Origin of the sequence: Tolypothrix campylonemoides VB511288_2 (assembly GCF_045999855.1) — a bacterium.
In the GTDB taxonomy this organism is placed as follows: domain Bacteria; phylum Cyanobacteriota; class Cyanobacteriia; order Cyanobacteriales; family Nostocaceae; genus Scytonema; species Scytonema bouteillei_A.
On sequence record NZ_JBFPMW010000011.1, the window covers coordinates 63,098 to 79,127 of the forward strand.

Here is a 16,030-nt window from a genome sequence, read left to right on the forward strand (position 1 = left end):
TTGTGGAAACACTCAAGGTTGATTCTTTGAATGAAGTCCGCCTGTGCGGACTTTGTTTATATAGTAGATCCTTCTATAAGGCTGATAGTTTTCAAACATCCTCTAAAAGCCATAGTCAATCCTTGCACCTTCACTTAAAGTCATATTAGGGAGATTCACCAACTCATAAATATCAGTAAAAGAAAGTTGAAAATCAATGGAATCAAATGTTAACAAAGAATTAACAGTATCGTATTCAGTGAGTATCCAATTTCCTTTTGAGTTTTTAGTATATTGTTCTGCATAACAACTATTTTGGTCAATTGAGACATATTCTCGGAATTCAGGAATTGACCGATAAAAGCGAAATCTATCTGAGTCAGTATGATTGGTTGTGGCTCTTGATGAAACTTGAACAATTAATAAGGGATTGGTCACTGTTGTATTATCTGTACCCTCATAAAACGGTTCTCCATCAATGACCATGACATCTGGATACGTATATTGATTGTAACGCGGTATCCACAAGCGGACATTACTGAAATACACGCGGTAATTTTTTCCTTTAAGACCAAATTTTAGGTAAGCATAAATATTTCCGGTAATCTGATTGTGTTCGGTTGTAATTCCCATCATCGGCACTATTTCTCCATCTAGATACTCACTTTTGTAGCCGGTTGTTTGGTCAATGGCTAAATACTCATCACGGGTATAATAGCGTTTTTCCTGTGGCATGCACTCTTTTCCTCCTGATGCTCTTGCTAATTATGCTATACTTCCCCGCTTTCTTGCTTCTTTGTAAGAAGTTCCTACATTTTTTAAACCCGCCCTAATCATTTGTCGTTCTAGAAGGGAAAAGAACCTTGCTTTATCCCCACCTTTCACCACAGCTTGATTGTGCGCTTCAGCTATCGCCACAGGATAACCATACCCTTTCTGTACTTGTCCGAGCATTAGCCCCAAGGAGCGATCGAACATATTTTTGTCTTGAGCCACCCATGATGGTACTTCTATCCGAGCAATTTCAGCACCTACATGGATATAACAAAAGTAAATTTGTTGGTCTTCATATAAGTCAAGAATACGAGCATTGCTGCGCCATAAAGGTCCTCGCTGTCCGGGTTTGAGTTGAGTTGACCAAAGAGCTGTGTCTCGCAGGGGCTCAAAAATTTTACACGGAACTTTATCGAGTTGATTGGGGCAAAAACTAGCACAATCGGGTACTGGGTGGGGACAAGCTAAAAGACGTAAAAAATTTATCCCTTCCACATTTCGGGAGGCGCTGAGATAGCCCATTAAGGGAATTTTTGCCTCACGCAGTTTTTGCCAAGCTTCTAAGATGGGAGGTAATATTTGATTGCGTGCATCAAAAGGCAACTGTTCCAAAAACCAGTAAATTAAAGACCCATCCACCATCGCCAGTGTTGGGATTTCTTCTATTTCCTTATCTCGGTGTCCTCCTGTGGAACTGCAAGCTAGTTCTGCTAGTACAGTAGTTTCGCTAGCAGTCCGTCGGAAACTCATCCACTCTTCAGTACGAATACCCCATTGACGGGAGGTGTATAAATCCTCCGGTCTATAGAAGATCTCAGGTAAGCTATCTAAAAGTGGATGACGGTTTTGTCCGTAATGCAAAACAACTCTTCCTATATTGAGGAGATAGCAATACGCTATTTCATGATGGCTGGGTGCTATTTGGGAACCATCAGTGGCAATAACCGTGTGAATTTTAGGGGGAGTTTGGATCTCAATACAGGTATTCAGTGGTTCTACGGGAGTCGCATTGGCAAACAAAATGCGATCGCGCCACTTTTCTTGTTGCTGTACTAACTCTAACTGAGAGGTCAGTGCATCTTGAAGGTGTTTTTGAGCCAGTTCCAAACGATAACGACTTGCAGCCGCTTCTTGAGTTAAGTGCTGGCTCAAACCTTGCATTTGTAATGTCAGTTTGGTGAGATCTAGCATGGTGATTAGTTGTTAGTTGTTAGTAGGGGCGCACAGCCTTGCGCCCTTACACGATTAGGGTTAGTAGTAAAAAAGTACCACTAACTATTAAGCATTAACCACCAACCAATCAGAAAAATCTCGAGCAAACTGAGCGAGTGACAGCAAATGAATTCGAGGATCGTTTTTAGCAGTTACTTTTTCTACAGCCGTATTGTAGCCCCAGTCTGCAAAAAAGAGTTTAACTGCCTCCAAATCTGCTTGCTGTTTGACTAATTGTAAAGTTTTCAATCGATCTTCTACGAACCACAAACTTTCTGGCGCAATCTTTTCTGCTTGAATTAATTCTCGCAAAATTTCATACTTAGGACGCTTCACTTCTTTACCAAAAATAACTTCTTTTGGTAGTTCAACCCCTTGCTGCGCTAGCAGTTGTTGTGCGAAACGACCTTCTTTCGTAGTGACGATATATAATTTAATCGAGCTTGAGATTGTCGCTTCCAGTTTTTCAATGACTCCTGGATAAAACTTGTGCCGACTTAACCAACCATCTAAATCGGTAGCAATCCATTCATCACGATATTTGTCTAGTTTACTACCAATATCAGATGGTTGGAAATTACCTGCTTGTAAAATTTGTTTTGCGATCGCGCTCCAATCCTGAAGAATCTTTTCTTCGGCGATTCCTTCAACGAGCGCTTTGACGAGTACAGGCATTTCCCAACCCGTTTCAATCACCGGTCTGAGGCGGTAAAACTTGGAAGCCAAATCACCAGGTGGAGTTCGATCGTCAGGTAACCAAACTTGACAATAGGTATGCCAAGATACCTCAAAGTACTCAATCAGTCCGTCGCAAATGACACCATCAAAGTCTAGAGCTAGAATTGTCGGACTATTTGCCATGATTTTTTGAGGATTAGACTGCTACTGTTAGCTTACTCGACTTCTCAAAAATATTGGGAGTTATAGAGATATAGCCCATGAGATAGTAAGATGATCTCCGTAAAATCAGCTTGTCATTCATACAAGGAAGACTATGGAAGCAAACTTGTTTACTGCTGTTATTTTACCCCTAGCCTTAGCTATCATGATGTTGGGGATGGGTTTATCTCTCGTACCAAAAGATTTTCAACGTGTTAGGAAGTATCCCAAAGCAGTCTTAATTGGCTTAATAAGTCAGTTAGTTTTTTTACCTGTTATTGGTTTTATCGTTGCTAAAATTGTACCCATGCAACCTATAATTGCAGTGGGATTAATGATAGTGGCAATTTGTCCTGGTGGACCGTCCTCAAATTTAATAACATTCCTCGCTTTAGGTGATGTTGCACTCTCAGTCACTCTGACGGCTTTTAGCAGTCTGATCGCAGTATTCACAATTCCGGTGTTGGCAAACTTTGCACTTCAGCATTTCCTTGGACAAACGGCAGCAATCTCCTTACCCATTGGTTCAACAATACTACAAATTTTTCTAATTACGCTCCTTCCTATCGGTTTGGGAATGGGTGTGCGGCAGATATTTCCAGAACTTGCTCATCGCTTGGAAAAAGTGACTAGTCGCTTTGCAGTTGCATTACTTGCTGTAATTATTCTCTTGCTAATTGTTCGCGAATGGAACCGTCTTCCTGGTTTTATTCTTCAAGTTGGAGTTGGCGTCTTACTGTTAAATGTTCTCTCAATGTTTGTAGGATTTTATTTCAGTAAATTGTTCCAACTCAATCTTCCTCAGCAAATCTGCATCGCAATTGAAGTGGGGATTCAAAATGCTACACTCGCGATCGCAATTACTGCCGGAATCCTCAACAATCCTGATATGGCAGTACCAGCTGTAATTTACAGCTTATTTATGAATATAACAGGATTAATTGCTATTAGCTACGGCAGACAATTAGCTGCAGCTCATCATAAAAAGAAATCTCTAGAGAGCGCTTAAGTTCGTAAATTTAACAACGGTTATATCTCCGATTTCTGTGAGAAGCCGGGGATCCGGACACTCAAATTTTTACAAATTAGATAGGATTGCTATGTAGAGTTAAAATAATTTCCGTAAAATCTACTTGTCTAAGCGTATCTTTATTAAGATGGCTTGAGAAGATTAACTGATAGTGAACTAGCATGACAGTAGATTTACGAAAATTTTTTCAGGCAACTGACCCTGGAAAAACCTTATTTGTCGAAAATCCTGAAGACAGAAAGTATTATATTGATTTTTCCTCAGTTCGAGGCGGTCAGATTATAGAAGAACTGAAAGATAATATTACATTTTTCTCACCCAATGACCCTACCTGTGTCCTATTTACCGGGCATATTGGTTGTGGCAAATCTACAGAGTTATTACGACTCAAGACAGAACTAGAACAGGAAAGCTTTCATGTAGTTTATTTTGAGTCCAGTGAAGACTTGGAAATGGCAGATGTAGATATTGGAGATGTTTTGCTAGCGATCGCGCATCGCGTCAGTCAAAGCTTGGAAAATCTCTTGCAGAAAGAACCCAACAGGCTCAAGGATTTGCTACAAGGAGCGTGGAAAATTTTAAATGTTGAAGTAACGGGCTTTAAATTGAAGCCTCCAGAAATTTCAGGGCTTCCCAAAATTGGCGATATTGGTTACACCTCAGAAAACCAAAAGGTTTCTATTGCTTTTGGCATTGGTGAAATTACGACCCGAGTCAAAAATGATGCGACATTGCGAGAACGGCTTAACCAGTATCTCGGACCCCAGAAAACTCAGCTGTTGGAAGCAATTAATCAAGAACTCCTAGAACCCGCGATCGCCATGCTGAAGCAGCAGGGTAAAAAAGGGCTGGTAGTGATTGTTGATAATCTCGATCGCATTGATAGTCGCCAGAAATCTTGGGGGCGTCCTCAACAGGAATACCTCTTTGTCGATCAAGCTGAGTGTCTGACCAAATTGAATTGTCATCTAGTTTATACAATGCCACTAGCACTAAAATTTTCTAGCGACTATGGCAATCTGACTCAGCGCTTTTTAGAAGAACCCAAAGTGCTACCCATGGTCCCCGTACAGTTACCGGATGGTCTTAAATATGAAGTGGGAATGGTACTGCTGCGACAAATGGTGCTTGCTAGAGCCTTTCCCAATTTGGATGAGAACCAACGCCTAAACAAGATTACTGAAATTTTCGAGAGTGCCGAAACCTTAGACCGCCTGTGCTATGTTAGTGGAGGACACGTCCGCGATTTGCTCAGATTGCTCAATACTTGGATCAAAAAGGAACGAAAACTCCCTCTATCTGGTGAAGTTTTAGAAGAGGTGATTCGTGCCCGTCGGAATGAAATGACAATGCCCATCTCTGACGTAGAGTGGCAATTACTGCGTCAAGTCCAGCAACGGAAAAAAGTCAGTGGTGACCGGGGATATCAAACGCTAATCCGGAGTCGGTTGGTGTTTGAATATCGCGATCGCGGAGAGTCTTGGTTTGATGTCAACCCGATTTTAGCAGAGGCGAAAGAGCTGCGCCTATGAGTGACCTGCACCGACTTGATAGCAATGCATGGGAAGAAAATGCCATTGATGTTTCTGCTGACAACGAGAGTGCGTTAGAAGAATTAGCATGGGGAATTGACGCTTCTGTGGGTCGGTTCAAGCTGTTTTTAGCTAGGTGTAATTATGCTCGCTTGCGCGTGCGTTTGATCGAGCGGTTGCAAGAACTTACGAACGTGGAAATCCGTATCTTGGAACTGCAGGAATCTGAAAAAACCCTCTACGCGAGGATTCACAAGGAATTTGGTCAAGAACAGCCAGATGTCTTAATGGTATTAGGCTTGGAATCAGTGACCGATCTCGAAGATCTGTTGAGTGCAACCAATCAAGTGCGGGAGGAGTTTCGGAAGAGTTTTCATTTTCCACTGGTTCTTTGGATCGATGATGAGGTCTTTAATAAACTGATACGGGTAGCACCTGATTTTGAGAGTTGGGCAATAAGTACAGAGTTTGCGATCGCTACTGAGGAATTGGTTGACTTTTTAAAGAAAACCTCCGAGCAATTCTTTGAGGGTAATTTAACCCTAAATTTAGAAGCTCGTCGGGAAATAAAACTAGCTTGTCATATTTTACAAAATCGCCAACAAGTCTTAGACCTAGAACTGAGAGCAAGTTTAGAATCTTTACTTGGTGAAGCCGAATATACTGATGGCAAAATCGCTCTAGCCCTCAAGCATTATCAAAAAGGATTAGAACTTTGGCAGCAAAATCACCAATTGAACAAACAAGTAAAACTGCTGATTGATATTGCCTTCTGCTATTTTGTAAAAACTCCTCGGTATCGCGAAAAAAATCATCCCGATCTGCAAGCAACTAGGCATTATATTCAGCAATGCTTTAAAATATTTGAACAAATTGATAATATAGATTTAAGTGCAAGTTCAATTCTAAAATTCGGAGATATGCTTCGAGATTTGCAGAATTGGCACCAGTTGCAAACTCTGGCTCAAAAAGCTTTGCAGCATCACCAAGCTCAAGACAAACCAATTGAATTAGCAAGGGATTACGGTTTTTTAGCTGAAGTAGCTCTAGCGCAAGAAGCCTGGGAAGATGCCCGTGAGTTAGCGAAGAAAGCCCTAGAAGCTTTATTGACATTTAAGAAGCGATCGCAGGAAATTTCTGGTGTTGTCTATAAATTAGACAAGAGTCGATATTTGTTGATTTTAGCAAAAGCGCAACAACATTTAGAGCGAACAGAAAAAGCGATCGGCAATTTAGAAGAAGCAAGAAAGATAGGAGATCCTGAAGAAAACCCTTGTTTGTATCTTGACATTCTCAGTCATTTGCAGCAGGTATACTTTAAGCAACAAGAATATCTTAAAGCCTTTGAAATTAAGCTAGAAAGGCAATCAATTGAGCAGCAATATGGATTCCGCTCCTTTATTGGTGCAGGTCGAATACAGCCACAAAGACAGGCAGAATTAGCACTAAGACAAGTAGAAACTCAAGAGACTGTCGCTCTGGAGATTGTAGCGTCCGGTCGGTTGCTAGATGTACGGCGTTTAACCGAGCGAATTGGTCGCAATGATTGCAAGCTAATTGCGATTCATGGAGAATCTGGGGTAGGGAAAAGTTCGTTGGTGAATGGGGGATTGTTACCAGCACTCAAACAAAAAGCTATTGGAATTCAAGATACTTTACCTGTATTGATGCGCGTTTACACGAGTTGGGTTGCAGAGTTGGGACGGTTGTTAACAGAAGCTTTGGAAAAAAAAGGGATACAGCTAACAACTTCTTTAGATTCCACAGCCGCTATCCTGGCACAAATACGGAGACTGGAGTCATGCAATCTGCGGACAGTACTCATTTTCGATCAGTTTGAAGAATTCTTCTTCGTCTATCATGGTGTGGCTGAAAGGCGGCAATTTTTTGAGTTTTTGGGAGAGTGTTTTCAAATTCTGCCAGTAAAAGTTATTCTCTCGTTACGAGAGGATTACCTGCATTATTTGTTGGAGTGCAATCGTTTGCCTTGCATGGCAATTATCGGCAATGATATTCTTAGCAAAAATGTCCTCTACCCATTAGGAAATTTCTTGCCTGCTGATGCTACAGCAATTATTGAACAGTTAACAGATCGCTCTAATTTTCACTTAGAGCCCGCTTTGATTGAGGAGCTAGTAAAGGATTTAGCAGATAAGTTAGGAGAAGTGCGCCCGATTGAGTTACAAGTTGTGGGAGCGCAGTTGCAAACGGAGAACATTACAACATTAGTTCAGTATAGAGATCGCGGTCCTAAAAATGAATTAGTGAAGCGCTACTTAGCACAAGTCGTGTCAGACTGCGGTGCTGAAAATAAGGAAACTGCTGAGTTAGTCCTGTACTTGATGACAGATGAAAAAGGGACTCGCCCCTTGAAAACTCGTGCTGAAGTAGAACGGGATTTGCAGGTATTAGTAACAGATTTTACTGCAGAAGCAAGCAAATTAGATTTAGTGCTAAAGATTTTTGTGGATTCCGGTTTGGTGGTTTTGTTGCCCGAACTTCCAGACGATCGCTATCAGTTAGTACATGATTATTTAGCTGCGTTGATTCGCCAACAGCAAGAACCAAGGTTAAAAGAGTTAATAGCAGAACTTGAAAAAGAAAGAAAACAGCGGCACAAAGCAGAAGATCAACGAAAGCAAGCGGAGGTGGCGCTAGCACGGGTTGAGCAGCACCGTCAGAGTTTGGAAGCAAAAGTTCAACAAGTCAGGAAAGATTTAGCTGATTCAGAAGCAGAACGAGATAAGGTCAAGCAAGAAGTTCAAGAAGCTCAGATTAAGCTCAAGGAAGCAGAAGCAGCGCGAGAAGAAGCGCTTATCGGTACAGAATTGGAGTTAGCAGGATTAAGAGCTTTACGAAAGTTCGAGTTTTCTCAGATAGACGCCTTACTGACGGCAATGGAAGCTGGAAAACAGTTGAAAGCACGAGTTCAAGATGGTCGATCTTTTGAAAAATATCCCGCACTGAGTCCACTACTGGCTTTACAGCAGATTCTTGACAACATCCAAGAAAAGAATCGGTTGCAAGGGCATCAGGACGAGGTAAGAAGTGTGAGTTTCAGCCCGGATGGGCAAACTCTTGCTAGTGCCTCAAGCGATCGCACCGCCCGACTGTGGAACTTACAGGGTAGCCAACTAATAGAATTTCAAGGGCACGAAGGACATATCAACACCGTCTGTTTCAGCCCGGATGGACAATACCTTGCCACAGCATCAAACGATCGCACTGCCAGATTGTGGAATTTACAGGGTAGCCAACTGGCAGAGTTCAAAGGGCATGAGAGATGTGTTAACAGCGTTTGTTTCAGCCCGGATGGGCAAACCCTTGCCACTGCCTCAGATGACAATACTGCCCGACTTTGGGACCTACAGGGCAACCAATTGGTGAAATTTAAGGGGCATCAGCACAAGGTCAATAGCGTCTGTTTCAGCCCGGATGGGCAAATCCTTGCCACTGCTTCAAACGATTGCACTGCGCTACTTTGGAACTTGCAAGGTAAGCCACTGCTAAAACTGGAGGGACATCAGAGACATATCAACAGCATCTGTTTCAGCCGAGATGGACAAACCCTTGCTACTGCCTCAGACGATCGCACTGCACGACTTTGGGACTTACAAGGTAACTGCTTGGTAGAATTTAAGGGGCATCAAGGCAAGGTCAGAAGTGTAAGTTTCAGTCCGGATGGGCAAACACTTGCCACTGGCTCAAGCGATGGTACTGCCAGACTTTGGAACTTGCACGGCTATCAAGTGCAGAAATTCCGAGGAAATGATGGTTGGGTTTGGAGTGTGAGTTTCAGCCCGGATGGACAAACCCTTGCCACCGCTTCAGCTGACGTTAGACTGTGGAACGTGCAGGGCAAACAACAAGTAGAATTTCGAGGGCATCGAGGGGATGTGAACAGTATAAGTTTTCATATTAACGGACAATATCTTGCCACGGGTTCGGGTGACGGTACGGCTAAACTGTGGAATTTGCAAGGCAAGCAGCTAAAGGAATTTAGGGGACATAAAGATCGAGTCAGAGGTGTCAGTTTTAGCCCGGATGGACAATACCTTGCCACTAGCTCATTTGACGGTACTGCCAAATTATGGGACTTACAAAGACTCCAGTTAGTAGAATTCAAAGGACATCAGCACCGAGTCAACAGCGTGAGTTTTAGTCCCAACGGTCAATATTTGGTCACTGCTTCTGTTGATGGCACGGCTAGAGTATGGAATTTACTAGGCAAGCAACTAGTAGAATTAGAAAATCGAGGTATAGTTTGGAGCGTAAGTTGTAGCCCAAACGGGCAGCACTTAGCCACTGCCTCAGAAAATGGTATCGTTAGACTATGGAATTTACAGGGCAAGCAACTAGGAGAATTTCAAGCACATCATCGCCGCATCAACTGCGTCAACTTCAGCCTTAATGGGCAGCAACTAGCCACTGCTTCTAGCGATGGTAATGCCAGATTGTGGGACTTGCAAGGAAATCAACTAGCAGAATTCAAAGGACATCAAGGTTGGGTCAGCAGCGTTTGCTTCAGCCCGGATGGGCAAACCCTTGCCACTGGCTCAAGCGATGGTACCGCCCGCATATGGGATTTACAGGGTAACCAACTCGCGGAATTTAAAGGGCACCAGCGCCGAGTGACTTGCGTGAGTTTTAGCCCCAATGGGCAGTATCTTGCGACTGCTTCAGATGATGGGACTGCTAAGCTGTGGCGGGTAGAAAATTTAGAGCAATTACTAGCAAGAGGTTCTGATTGGTTGCGCGACTATTCGATCGCTAACCAAAGTATCAATAAATAACAGAATCAACTTTTGTGCAATCAAAACTGAGATACCTACAGCAATTAATATGAAGAAAAATTTACAACAAATTACGTATCATTATCAATACACTACATAAAAATACGAAGTTACAACGAGATAGGAGGTATTGGCAACACAGTTTTTCCAAGTTGTAACGTATGAAAACTAAGTTTTTAGCTGTATTAACCCCTGCTCTCGCAATCACAATAACAAGCATTGTAGCAACTACCGGAGTTGCTCGTGCAGATATTCTGGAGTTCACTACAGAATACAAACCATCTGTAGATGATGCTGCACCTTATGCTGGATACGGTGTTACAGACATCTTCAAGGCTCCTTTGAGTATCCAAAAGTTTAAACCATCTTGGGGCATACTCAATAGTGTCAAGATTGATTTTGTTGGTGACCTTACAGGAGATGCAGGTTTTGAAAGCAGAGACGCAAAACCGCGTACAATAACAGTAGACCTTTCCGGTTTGCTTCAGTTACAGACAACTGGTGGTACGAGCATCTTTGAGTTAGATCCGAAACAATCTTACAAATATGATGTTACCAAATTTGATGGCATACTTGATTTTGCTGGCACTTCTGGAAGGACACTAGAGGGTCTAACTACCAGCGCTTCTGGTACCAAAACGTACACAGATAGCAGCTTTTTGCAGTCATTTATCGGTAATAACAATTTAGATTTTTTGTTCACAGCTAATGCAAAATCAACAGTCCAGGGATCTGGTAACATCACATCCTACGTTAATACCTATGCCAAAGCGAGTGTCAAAGTAACATATGACTACCGTAAGAGGGTACCAGAACCCTCTCTCCTACTTGGTGTAGGTTTAGTTGGTGGGGCTGGTTTATGGTCAAAGAGAAACAGAAATTTCAGCAAAGCTTAACTGTCTGAAGTCCAAGGTTTACCGTGGATTTTTCATAAATATGGCAAACAACTGAACTTTACTCGCATGAGCGTACAGTAGAGTTCAGTTTCTTAATTATTAAGTTTTATCTCTCCGCACCTAAAAGGTGTCTTTTACCAATGTTAGTAAAAATGCCGTGTCTGGGACTAAAAAGTAACGCCAACATAAATAATCCCGATACAACCAACACAATTGCCGGTCCCGAAGGAAAATTATAAAAATAGCTCAGATACATTCCAGTAATACTAGAAAATACCCCTATAACTGCTCCCAAAATCATCACTTGATGCAAGCGTTTTACTAATAAATAAGCCGTAGCTCCTGGTGTAATCAGAAGCGATAATACTAGAATGACACCTACAGCTTTCATGCTAGCAACAATTGTTAAAGCAATAACTACCATAAGTCCAAAATTCAGGCGATTTACTGGTAATCCTGCTGCTTTTGCACCCAAGGGGTCAAAGGTATAAAACAAAAGTTCTTTGTATACTAAAACAATAACGAGTAAAACTAAAGCTGCAATAATAGAAGTATCGCGCACTTCCTCAACAGTTACACCAAGAATATTTCCAAAAAGGAAATGGTTCAAGTCAATTTTATTATCTTTTTGAATGACAGTAATCAGGGTAATTCCTAGGGCAAAAAACGCCGAAAAAACTATCCCCATGGCAGCATCTTCTTTGATAGGCGATCGCGTTTTAATAAAAGCAATAGCCATAGTACTGAGGACACCAGCAACAAACGCCCCAACAAAAATATTACCTCCCAACAAAAAAGCAATCGCCAGTCCCGGTAATACCGAATGACTGATAGCATCACCCAATAAAGCCAATCGTTGTACCATTAAGTAGCTGCCAACAATAGCACACAACAAACCGACTATAATGGCAACAATCAGCGACCTTTGCATAAAACTATACTGTAAAGGCTCAATTAAGGCTTGAATCATAATTAATCTTTGGTTGTTATTTGTTGGTTGTTAGTTGTTGGTTAAATACCACCAACCATTAACCACTATCACATTTCTTAATTACGCTGCATCTTTCCAAAACATGACTTGACCGCTATAGGCGCGGGACAAATTTTCTTCAGTCAACACTTGCTGTCGGGAACCTGTAGCTATTAATATCTGATTTAATAAAATTAAGTCATCAAAATGGGTGATAGATTCCCCTAAGTCGTGGTTAACAACAAGGATAATTTTTTGTGCTGCAGCAAGTTCTTGGAAAACTTCAAAAATCACTCTCTGAGTTTTTTGATCGATACCTACAAAAGGTTCATCAAAACAAAAAATTTCTGCTTCTTGCGCTAAAGCACGGGCTAAAAAGACTCGCTGTTGTTGTCCTCCAGAAAGTTCTCCAATGGGGCGGTTGCGATATTCACTCATACCCACACGTTGCAACGCACTTTTTGCGACTTGGCGGCTGACTGTTGAAAACTGGCGAAACCATCCTGTTTTTTTGACTCTTCCCATCATTACGACATCCCAAACAGTAGCGGGATACGCCCAATCTATTTGGCTTCGTTGGGGTACGTAAGCAATTTTCTCCAATTGCTGTGTGAGAGGTTTTTCTTGATACCGCACGCTTCCGTGGGACGGAACCAACCCCAACATGGCTTTTAACAGCGTACTTTTACCTGCACCGTTAGGACCAAAAATTCCTGTCAGTCGCCCCGGTTTTACAACACAGTTAATATCTCTCAGGGCTTCTGTTGCACGATAGTACACCCCCAATCGGGAAATATGGATTGCTGCGGTTACATCACTCCCTTGTGAAGACACGCTATCCACTGTGTCTATAGTTGGGTCGTAGTGCGTTTCTAGATTGGGCCTTTCACCCGTATTTTTCCTAAATAATGGGAATTCTGGTTGAAAAGAGGCAGTTTTCATCTTGTGTTTAAATACTTGCTTACTTGAGATTACTATAAAAATGAAAGAAAAATGAAAACCTCTATAAAGAGAAATAATAATTGACATAAATGAAACTAATACTTCAGAGAGAGGTCAGCCTTCCGGTTAGAACTAAGTTACATTTTTTACCTAAAATTGGCTTAAGTGTGCTGTTCTCTTGTATCTTATTTAGTTGTAGCCAACAGAATTCAACCTCTAACACTTCCAAAAAGGATAAGCCTCAGGTCGTAGCGACTAGTACCATCATTGCCAATCTTGCGGGGGAAGTGGGAGGAGATGAAATTCAGGTGATAGGAATCCTCAAACCGGGTACCGATCCTCACGTATACGAGCCTGTTCCACAAGATACCAGGGTGATGGAAGAAGCAGATTTGGTTTTGTATAACGGCTACAATTTAGAACCGGGATTGATCAAACTTATGAAATCTGCTGCGGGAAAAACCCGTCAGTTCGCAGTGGGTGAGGTGGTCAAACCTTTACAGTTAACAGAAAAATCTAAAGGGACAGTTCCAGACCCACATGTATGGGGTGATGTAAAAAATGCGATCGCAATGACTAATGCCATTCGGGATGCATTGATTGAGCTATCACTTGAAGACAAAGAAGAATTTACCAAGAACGCGCAAAAACTGACGGAGGAGTTAAAACAGTTGGACGGTTGGATAAAAGCCCAAATTCAGACGATCCCAGCAAATAAACGCAAGCTAGTTACAACGCACGATGCTTTTCAATACTACGGGTCTGCTTATGGAATACCTATTGCGGGGACTTTAATTGGTATAAGTACTGAGGAACAACCCAGCGCACAAACAGTCAAGCGGCTAGTAGAAGAAGTGAAAAAGATAGGAGTTCCTGCAATCTTTGCAGAAACAACAATCAACCCTGCTTTGATAAAAACTGTTGCTCAAGAAGCAGGGGTCAAATTAGCACCTCGCGAACTCTATTCCGATTCTATTGGTGCGCCAGGAAGTCCGGGCGATACCTACATCAAAATGATGCAGTCAAATACTGAGACTGTTGTGGATGCATTGGGAGGGAAACGCGTACCAAATGTTAGTCGTTAGTAGTGAGACCAGCGCTGCAGGCTAGTTTTCCACGCCCTGGCGACTGGCGCAACCGAAGGATTGATAATTGGTTGTGATGGTTGCTACTAATAACTACCCACCAAACACTTACCCTCCACAATCGATCCCCAAAGTTTTTTTCATAAGATAGGTTGATCCCCAGAAATATATAAGATATAATTATATATGTCTTAAGATAGATGTGGATTGTGAAATTTTAAGAATACAGTACACGAAGCTGCACTTTAGCTGGTCAGCATCAATTTGGAGGTGGCTCATAAAGGGTGCTAAATTAACCAAGAAGCGTCGTATATGGCGTATGCGGTTAATTCCAACCTTAGGAAGAGGAGGAATGAATACCTAAAGCAAAAGTATCTCAACCCTTGTCCAACGACCACTTTACCAGCTGAACCAAGGAAATTTATGAAAATCGCTCAAGTAGCCCCCTTGTGGGAACGGGTTCCACCTTCTACTTATGGAGGAATAGAGCTCGTAGTGAGTCGTCTAACCGATGAACTCGTGCGTCGGGGTCACGATGTGACTCTGTTTGCCTCAGGCGATTCGCAAACACTGGCTAAGTTAGACGCAATTTGTCCTCGCGCCTTGCGCCTGGACCCGGACATCAGAGAGGGTATGATGTACGAGATGCTAGAAGCTAGCCACGTTTACCAACAAGCGGCGGAATTCGACATTATCCATTCCCATGTAGGAATTTGGGCTTTGCCTTTGGCAAGCATGGTGTCAACCCCCACAGTACATACCTTGCATGGCAATTTTACCCGTGACAGCAGCAAAGTATATACTCTTCATAGAACGCAACCATACATTAGTATTAGCAACGCCCAACGCCAAATAGACCTAAACTATGCAAGTACCGTATACAACGGAATTGATTTAGGTGACTACCAATTTGTAGCTCAACCAGCGCAGCCACCCTATCTTGCCTTTTTAGGGCGCTTTTCTCCAGAAAAAGGACCTCAGCACGCGATCGCCATAGCAAAGAAAACTGGTTGGCGCTTGAAAATGGCAGGAAAAGTTGATGTTGTAGATAAAGAGTTTTTTGAGAAAGAGATTGCCCCGCAGATCGATGGTAAGCAGATTGAATTTCTCGGTGAGGTAAACCATGCTGCGAAAGTAGAGCTTCTGGGCAATGCATCTATTACTCTCTTTCCTATCACTTGGCGAGAACCCTTTGGCTTAGTGATGATTGAATCAATGGCAGCTGGTACGCCAGTGATTGGGATCGATATGGGTTCCGTACCAGAAGTTATTGCTCATGGCAAAACAGGTTTTGTTTGCCAAAGCTACGAAGAAATGGCGACAATGATTCCGGCGGCTTTGGAATTAAATCGCCATACCTGCCGAGAACACGTGGAAAATAACTTTACCGTAACTCAAATGGTGGACGGTTATGTAGCGGTCTATGAAAAAATCCTCAGGGATCGCAATGAGAGAAACGGACGAGTTCCAACTCTTAGAACTTCATTAACGTCAATTGCTTGATAAAGCTGTCATTTAAAGGATGAAGCTTGGCATGAAAAATCAATTATTTCATCCTTTATCCTTTACACTCTATTCTTTCTTCAGACTTTACAAGCTTTTTGTGACAAGGAGAATCAAGATGAGAACGACGACTCATAGTTGTCTTTGCTGCGGTAATTCTTTGTTACGACACGTGCGTCATCAAGGAGTTTACTGGTTTTGTCAATCCTGTCGGCAAGAAGTGCCTTTACTATCTGTTAGTCAATCACACTTCTTAAGCCAAGGAAGGAATACAACGCACTCAATGTCACCCCAATTGATTTTGACGTAAAACAACTAAAGTGCAGCAAAACATAGTTGTCTTTTACCTTTTTGCCTCCAAACTAGTTTTAATGATGCTTTAAACTCAAGATTTTACCGCCAATAGTGCAGCTACCAATTCTCTATTTCTTTTTT

The 16,030-nt window shown here is 42.2% G+C and carries 12 protein-coding genes; 7 read left to right on the forward strand and 5 right to left on the reverse strand.

Annotated features, from left to right (window positions below; genetic code table 11):
- Nucleotides 1–102: 102 nt before the first annotated feature.
- The 3 genes from AB0756_RS27775 to AB0756_RS27785 all read right to left on the reverse strand — a co-directional run bounded on the left by AB0756_RS27775 (nt 103) and on the right by AB0756_RS27785 (nt 2,826).
- The gene (locus AB0756_RS27775) at nt 103–714 is read right to left on the reverse strand and encodes a Uma2 family endonuclease (RefSeq protein ID WP_038075177.1); all 612 of its coding nucleotides are present in this window, start codon (nt 712–714) and stop codon (nt 103–105) included.
- A 30-nt stretch (nt 715–744) separates the two neighbouring features.
- The gene (locus AB0756_RS27780; protein ID WP_050045681.1) at nt 745–1,944 is read right to left on the reverse strand and encodes a DNA double-strand break repair nuclease NurA; all 1,200 of its coding nucleotides are present in this window, start codon (nt 1,942–1,944) and stop codon (nt 745–747) included.
- 87 nt (nt 1,945–2,031) lie between these two features.
- Nucleotides 2,032–2,826: an HAD family hydrolase gene (locus AB0756_RS27785; RefSeq protein ID WP_038075175.1), complete on the reverse strand. Its 795-nt coding sequence runs from the start codon at nt 2,824–2,826 to the stop codon at nt 2,032–2,034.
- A gap of 133 nt (nt 2,827–2,959) precedes the next feature.
- Between AB0756_RS27785 and AB0756_RS27790 the strand changes: the two genes are divergently transcribed.
- The 4 genes from AB0756_RS27790 to AB0756_RS27805 all read left to right on the forward strand — a co-directional run bounded on the left by AB0756_RS27790 (nt 2,960) and on the right by AB0756_RS27805 (nt 11,095).
- Nucleotides 2,960–3,853, forward strand: a complete 894-nt coding sequence (locus AB0756_RS27790) for a bile acid:sodium symporter family protein (RefSeq protein WP_038075172.1) — start codon at nt 2,960–2,962, stop codon at nt 3,851–3,853.
- Nucleotides 3,854–4,035: 182 nt separating this feature from the next.
- Nucleotides 4,036–5,406, forward strand: coding sequence for an ATP-binding protein (locus tag AB0756_RS27795; protein ID WP_038075169.1), 1,371 nt, complete (start codon nt 4,036–4,038; stop codon nt 5,404–5,406).
- Nucleotides 5,403–10,199, forward strand: coding sequence for a WD40 domain-containing protein (locus tag AB0756_RS27800; protein ID WP_038075166.1), 4,797 nt, complete (start codon nt 5,403–5,405; stop codon nt 10,197–10,199). The genes AB0756_RS27795 and AB0756_RS27800 overlap by 4 nt, the downstream gene beginning before the upstream one ends.
- A 161-nt stretch (nt 10,200–10,360) precedes the next feature.
- A complete protein-coding gene (locus AB0756_RS27805) occupies nt 10,361–11,095 on the forward strand; it encodes a choice-of-anchor E domain-containing protein (RefSeq protein ID WP_050045680.1) in 735 nt (244 codons plus the stop codon).
- Nucleotides 11,096–11,201: 106 nt separating this feature from the next.
- On the opposite strand, the gene AB0756_RS27810 is transcribed toward AB0756_RS27805, so the two are convergent.
- Both AB0756_RS27810 and AB0756_RS27815 read right to left on the reverse strand, forming a co-directional pair.
- On the reverse strand, nt 11,202–12,065 hold the full coding sequence (locus AB0756_RS27810; RefSeq protein WP_038072567.1) for a metal ABC transporter permease: 864 nt from the start codon (nt 12,063–12,065) through the stop codon (nt 11,202–11,204).
- 81 nt (nt 12,066–12,146) lie between these two features.
- Nucleotides 12,147–13,007, reverse strand: a complete 861-nt coding sequence (locus AB0756_RS27815; protein ID WP_082051688.1) for a metal ABC transporter ATP-binding protein — start codon at nt 13,005–13,007, stop codon at nt 12,147–12,149.
- A gap of 89 nt (nt 13,008–13,096) precedes the next feature.
- Here AB0756_RS27815 and AB0756_RS27820 point away from each other — a divergent pair, with 89 nt between their 5' ends.
- The 3 genes from AB0756_RS27820 to AB0756_RS27830 all read left to right on the forward strand — a co-directional run bounded on the left by AB0756_RS27820 (nt 13,097) and on the right by AB0756_RS27830 (nt 15,905).
- Nucleotides 13,097–14,092, forward strand: a complete 996-nt coding sequence (locus AB0756_RS27820; protein ID WP_038072565.1) for a metal ABC transporter substrate-binding protein — start codon at nt 13,097–13,099, stop codon at nt 14,090–14,092.
- 423 nt (nt 14,093–14,515) lie between these two features.
- Nucleotides 14,516–15,595 carry a glycosyltransferase family 4 protein gene (locus AB0756_RS27825; RefSeq protein ID WP_038072564.1) on the forward strand — a complete coding sequence of 360 codons (1,080 nt, stop codon included), beginning with the start codon at nt 14,516–14,518 and terminating at the stop codon, nt 15,593–15,595.
- A gap of 118 nt (nt 15,596–15,713) precedes the next feature.
- Complete coding sequence (locus AB0756_RS27830) at nt 15,714–15,905, forward strand: hypothetical protein (RefSeq protein WP_072040740.1); 192 nt, start codon at nt 15,714–15,716, stop codon at nt 15,903–15,905.
- Nucleotides 15,906–16,030 lie beyond the last annotated feature (125 nt).

Bases quoted from the DNA above. Each gene is read 5' to 3' on its own strand.
- AB0756_RS27780 (WP_050045681.1), bottom strand. From the start codon at position 1,944: ATGCTAGATCTCACCAAACTGACATTACAAATGCAAGGTTTGAGCCAG.
- AB0756_RS27810 (WP_038072567.1), bottom strand. From the start codon at position 12,065: ATGATTCAAGCCTTAATTGAGCCTTTACAGTATAGTTTTATGCAAAGG.
- AB0756_RS27790 (WP_038075172.1), top strand. From the start codon at position 2,960: ATGGAAGCAAACTTGTTTACTGCTGTTATTTTACCCCTAGCCTTAGCT.
- AB0756_RS27825 (WP_038072564.1), top strand. From the start codon at position 14,516: ATGAAAATCGCTCAAGTAGCCCCCTTGTGGGAACGGGTTCCACCTTCT.
- AB0756_RS27785 (WP_038075175.1), bottom strand. From the start codon at position 2,826: ATGGCAAATAGTCCGACAATTCTAGCTCTAGACTTTGATGGTGTCATT.
- AB0756_RS27795 (WP_038075169.1), top strand. From the start codon at position 4,036: ATGACAGTAGATTTACGAAAATTTTTTCAGGCAACTGACCCTGGAAAA.
- AB0756_RS27815 (WP_082051688.1), bottom strand. From the start codon at position 13,007: ATGAAAACTGCCTCTTTTCAACCAGAATTCCCATTATTTAGGAAAAAT.
- AB0756_RS27800 (WP_038075166.1), top strand. From the start codon at position 5,403: ATGAGTGACCTGCACCGACTTGATAGCAATGCATGGGAAGAAAATGCC.
- AB0756_RS27830 (WP_072040740.1), top strand. From the start codon at position 15,714: ATGAGAACGACGACTCATAGTTGTCTTTGCTGCGGTAATTCTTTGTTA.
- AB0756_RS27820 (WP_038072565.1), top strand. From the start codon at position 13,097: ATGAAACTAATACTTCAGAGAGAGGTCAGCCTTCCGGTTAGAACTAAG.
- AB0756_RS27805 (WP_050045680.1), top strand. From the start codon at position 10,361: ATGAAAACTAAGTTTTTAGCTGTATTAACCCCTGCTCTCGCAATCACA.
- AB0756_RS27775 (WP_038075177.1), bottom strand. From the start codon at position 714: ATGCCACAGGAAAAACGCTATTATACCCGTGATGAGTATTTAGCCATT.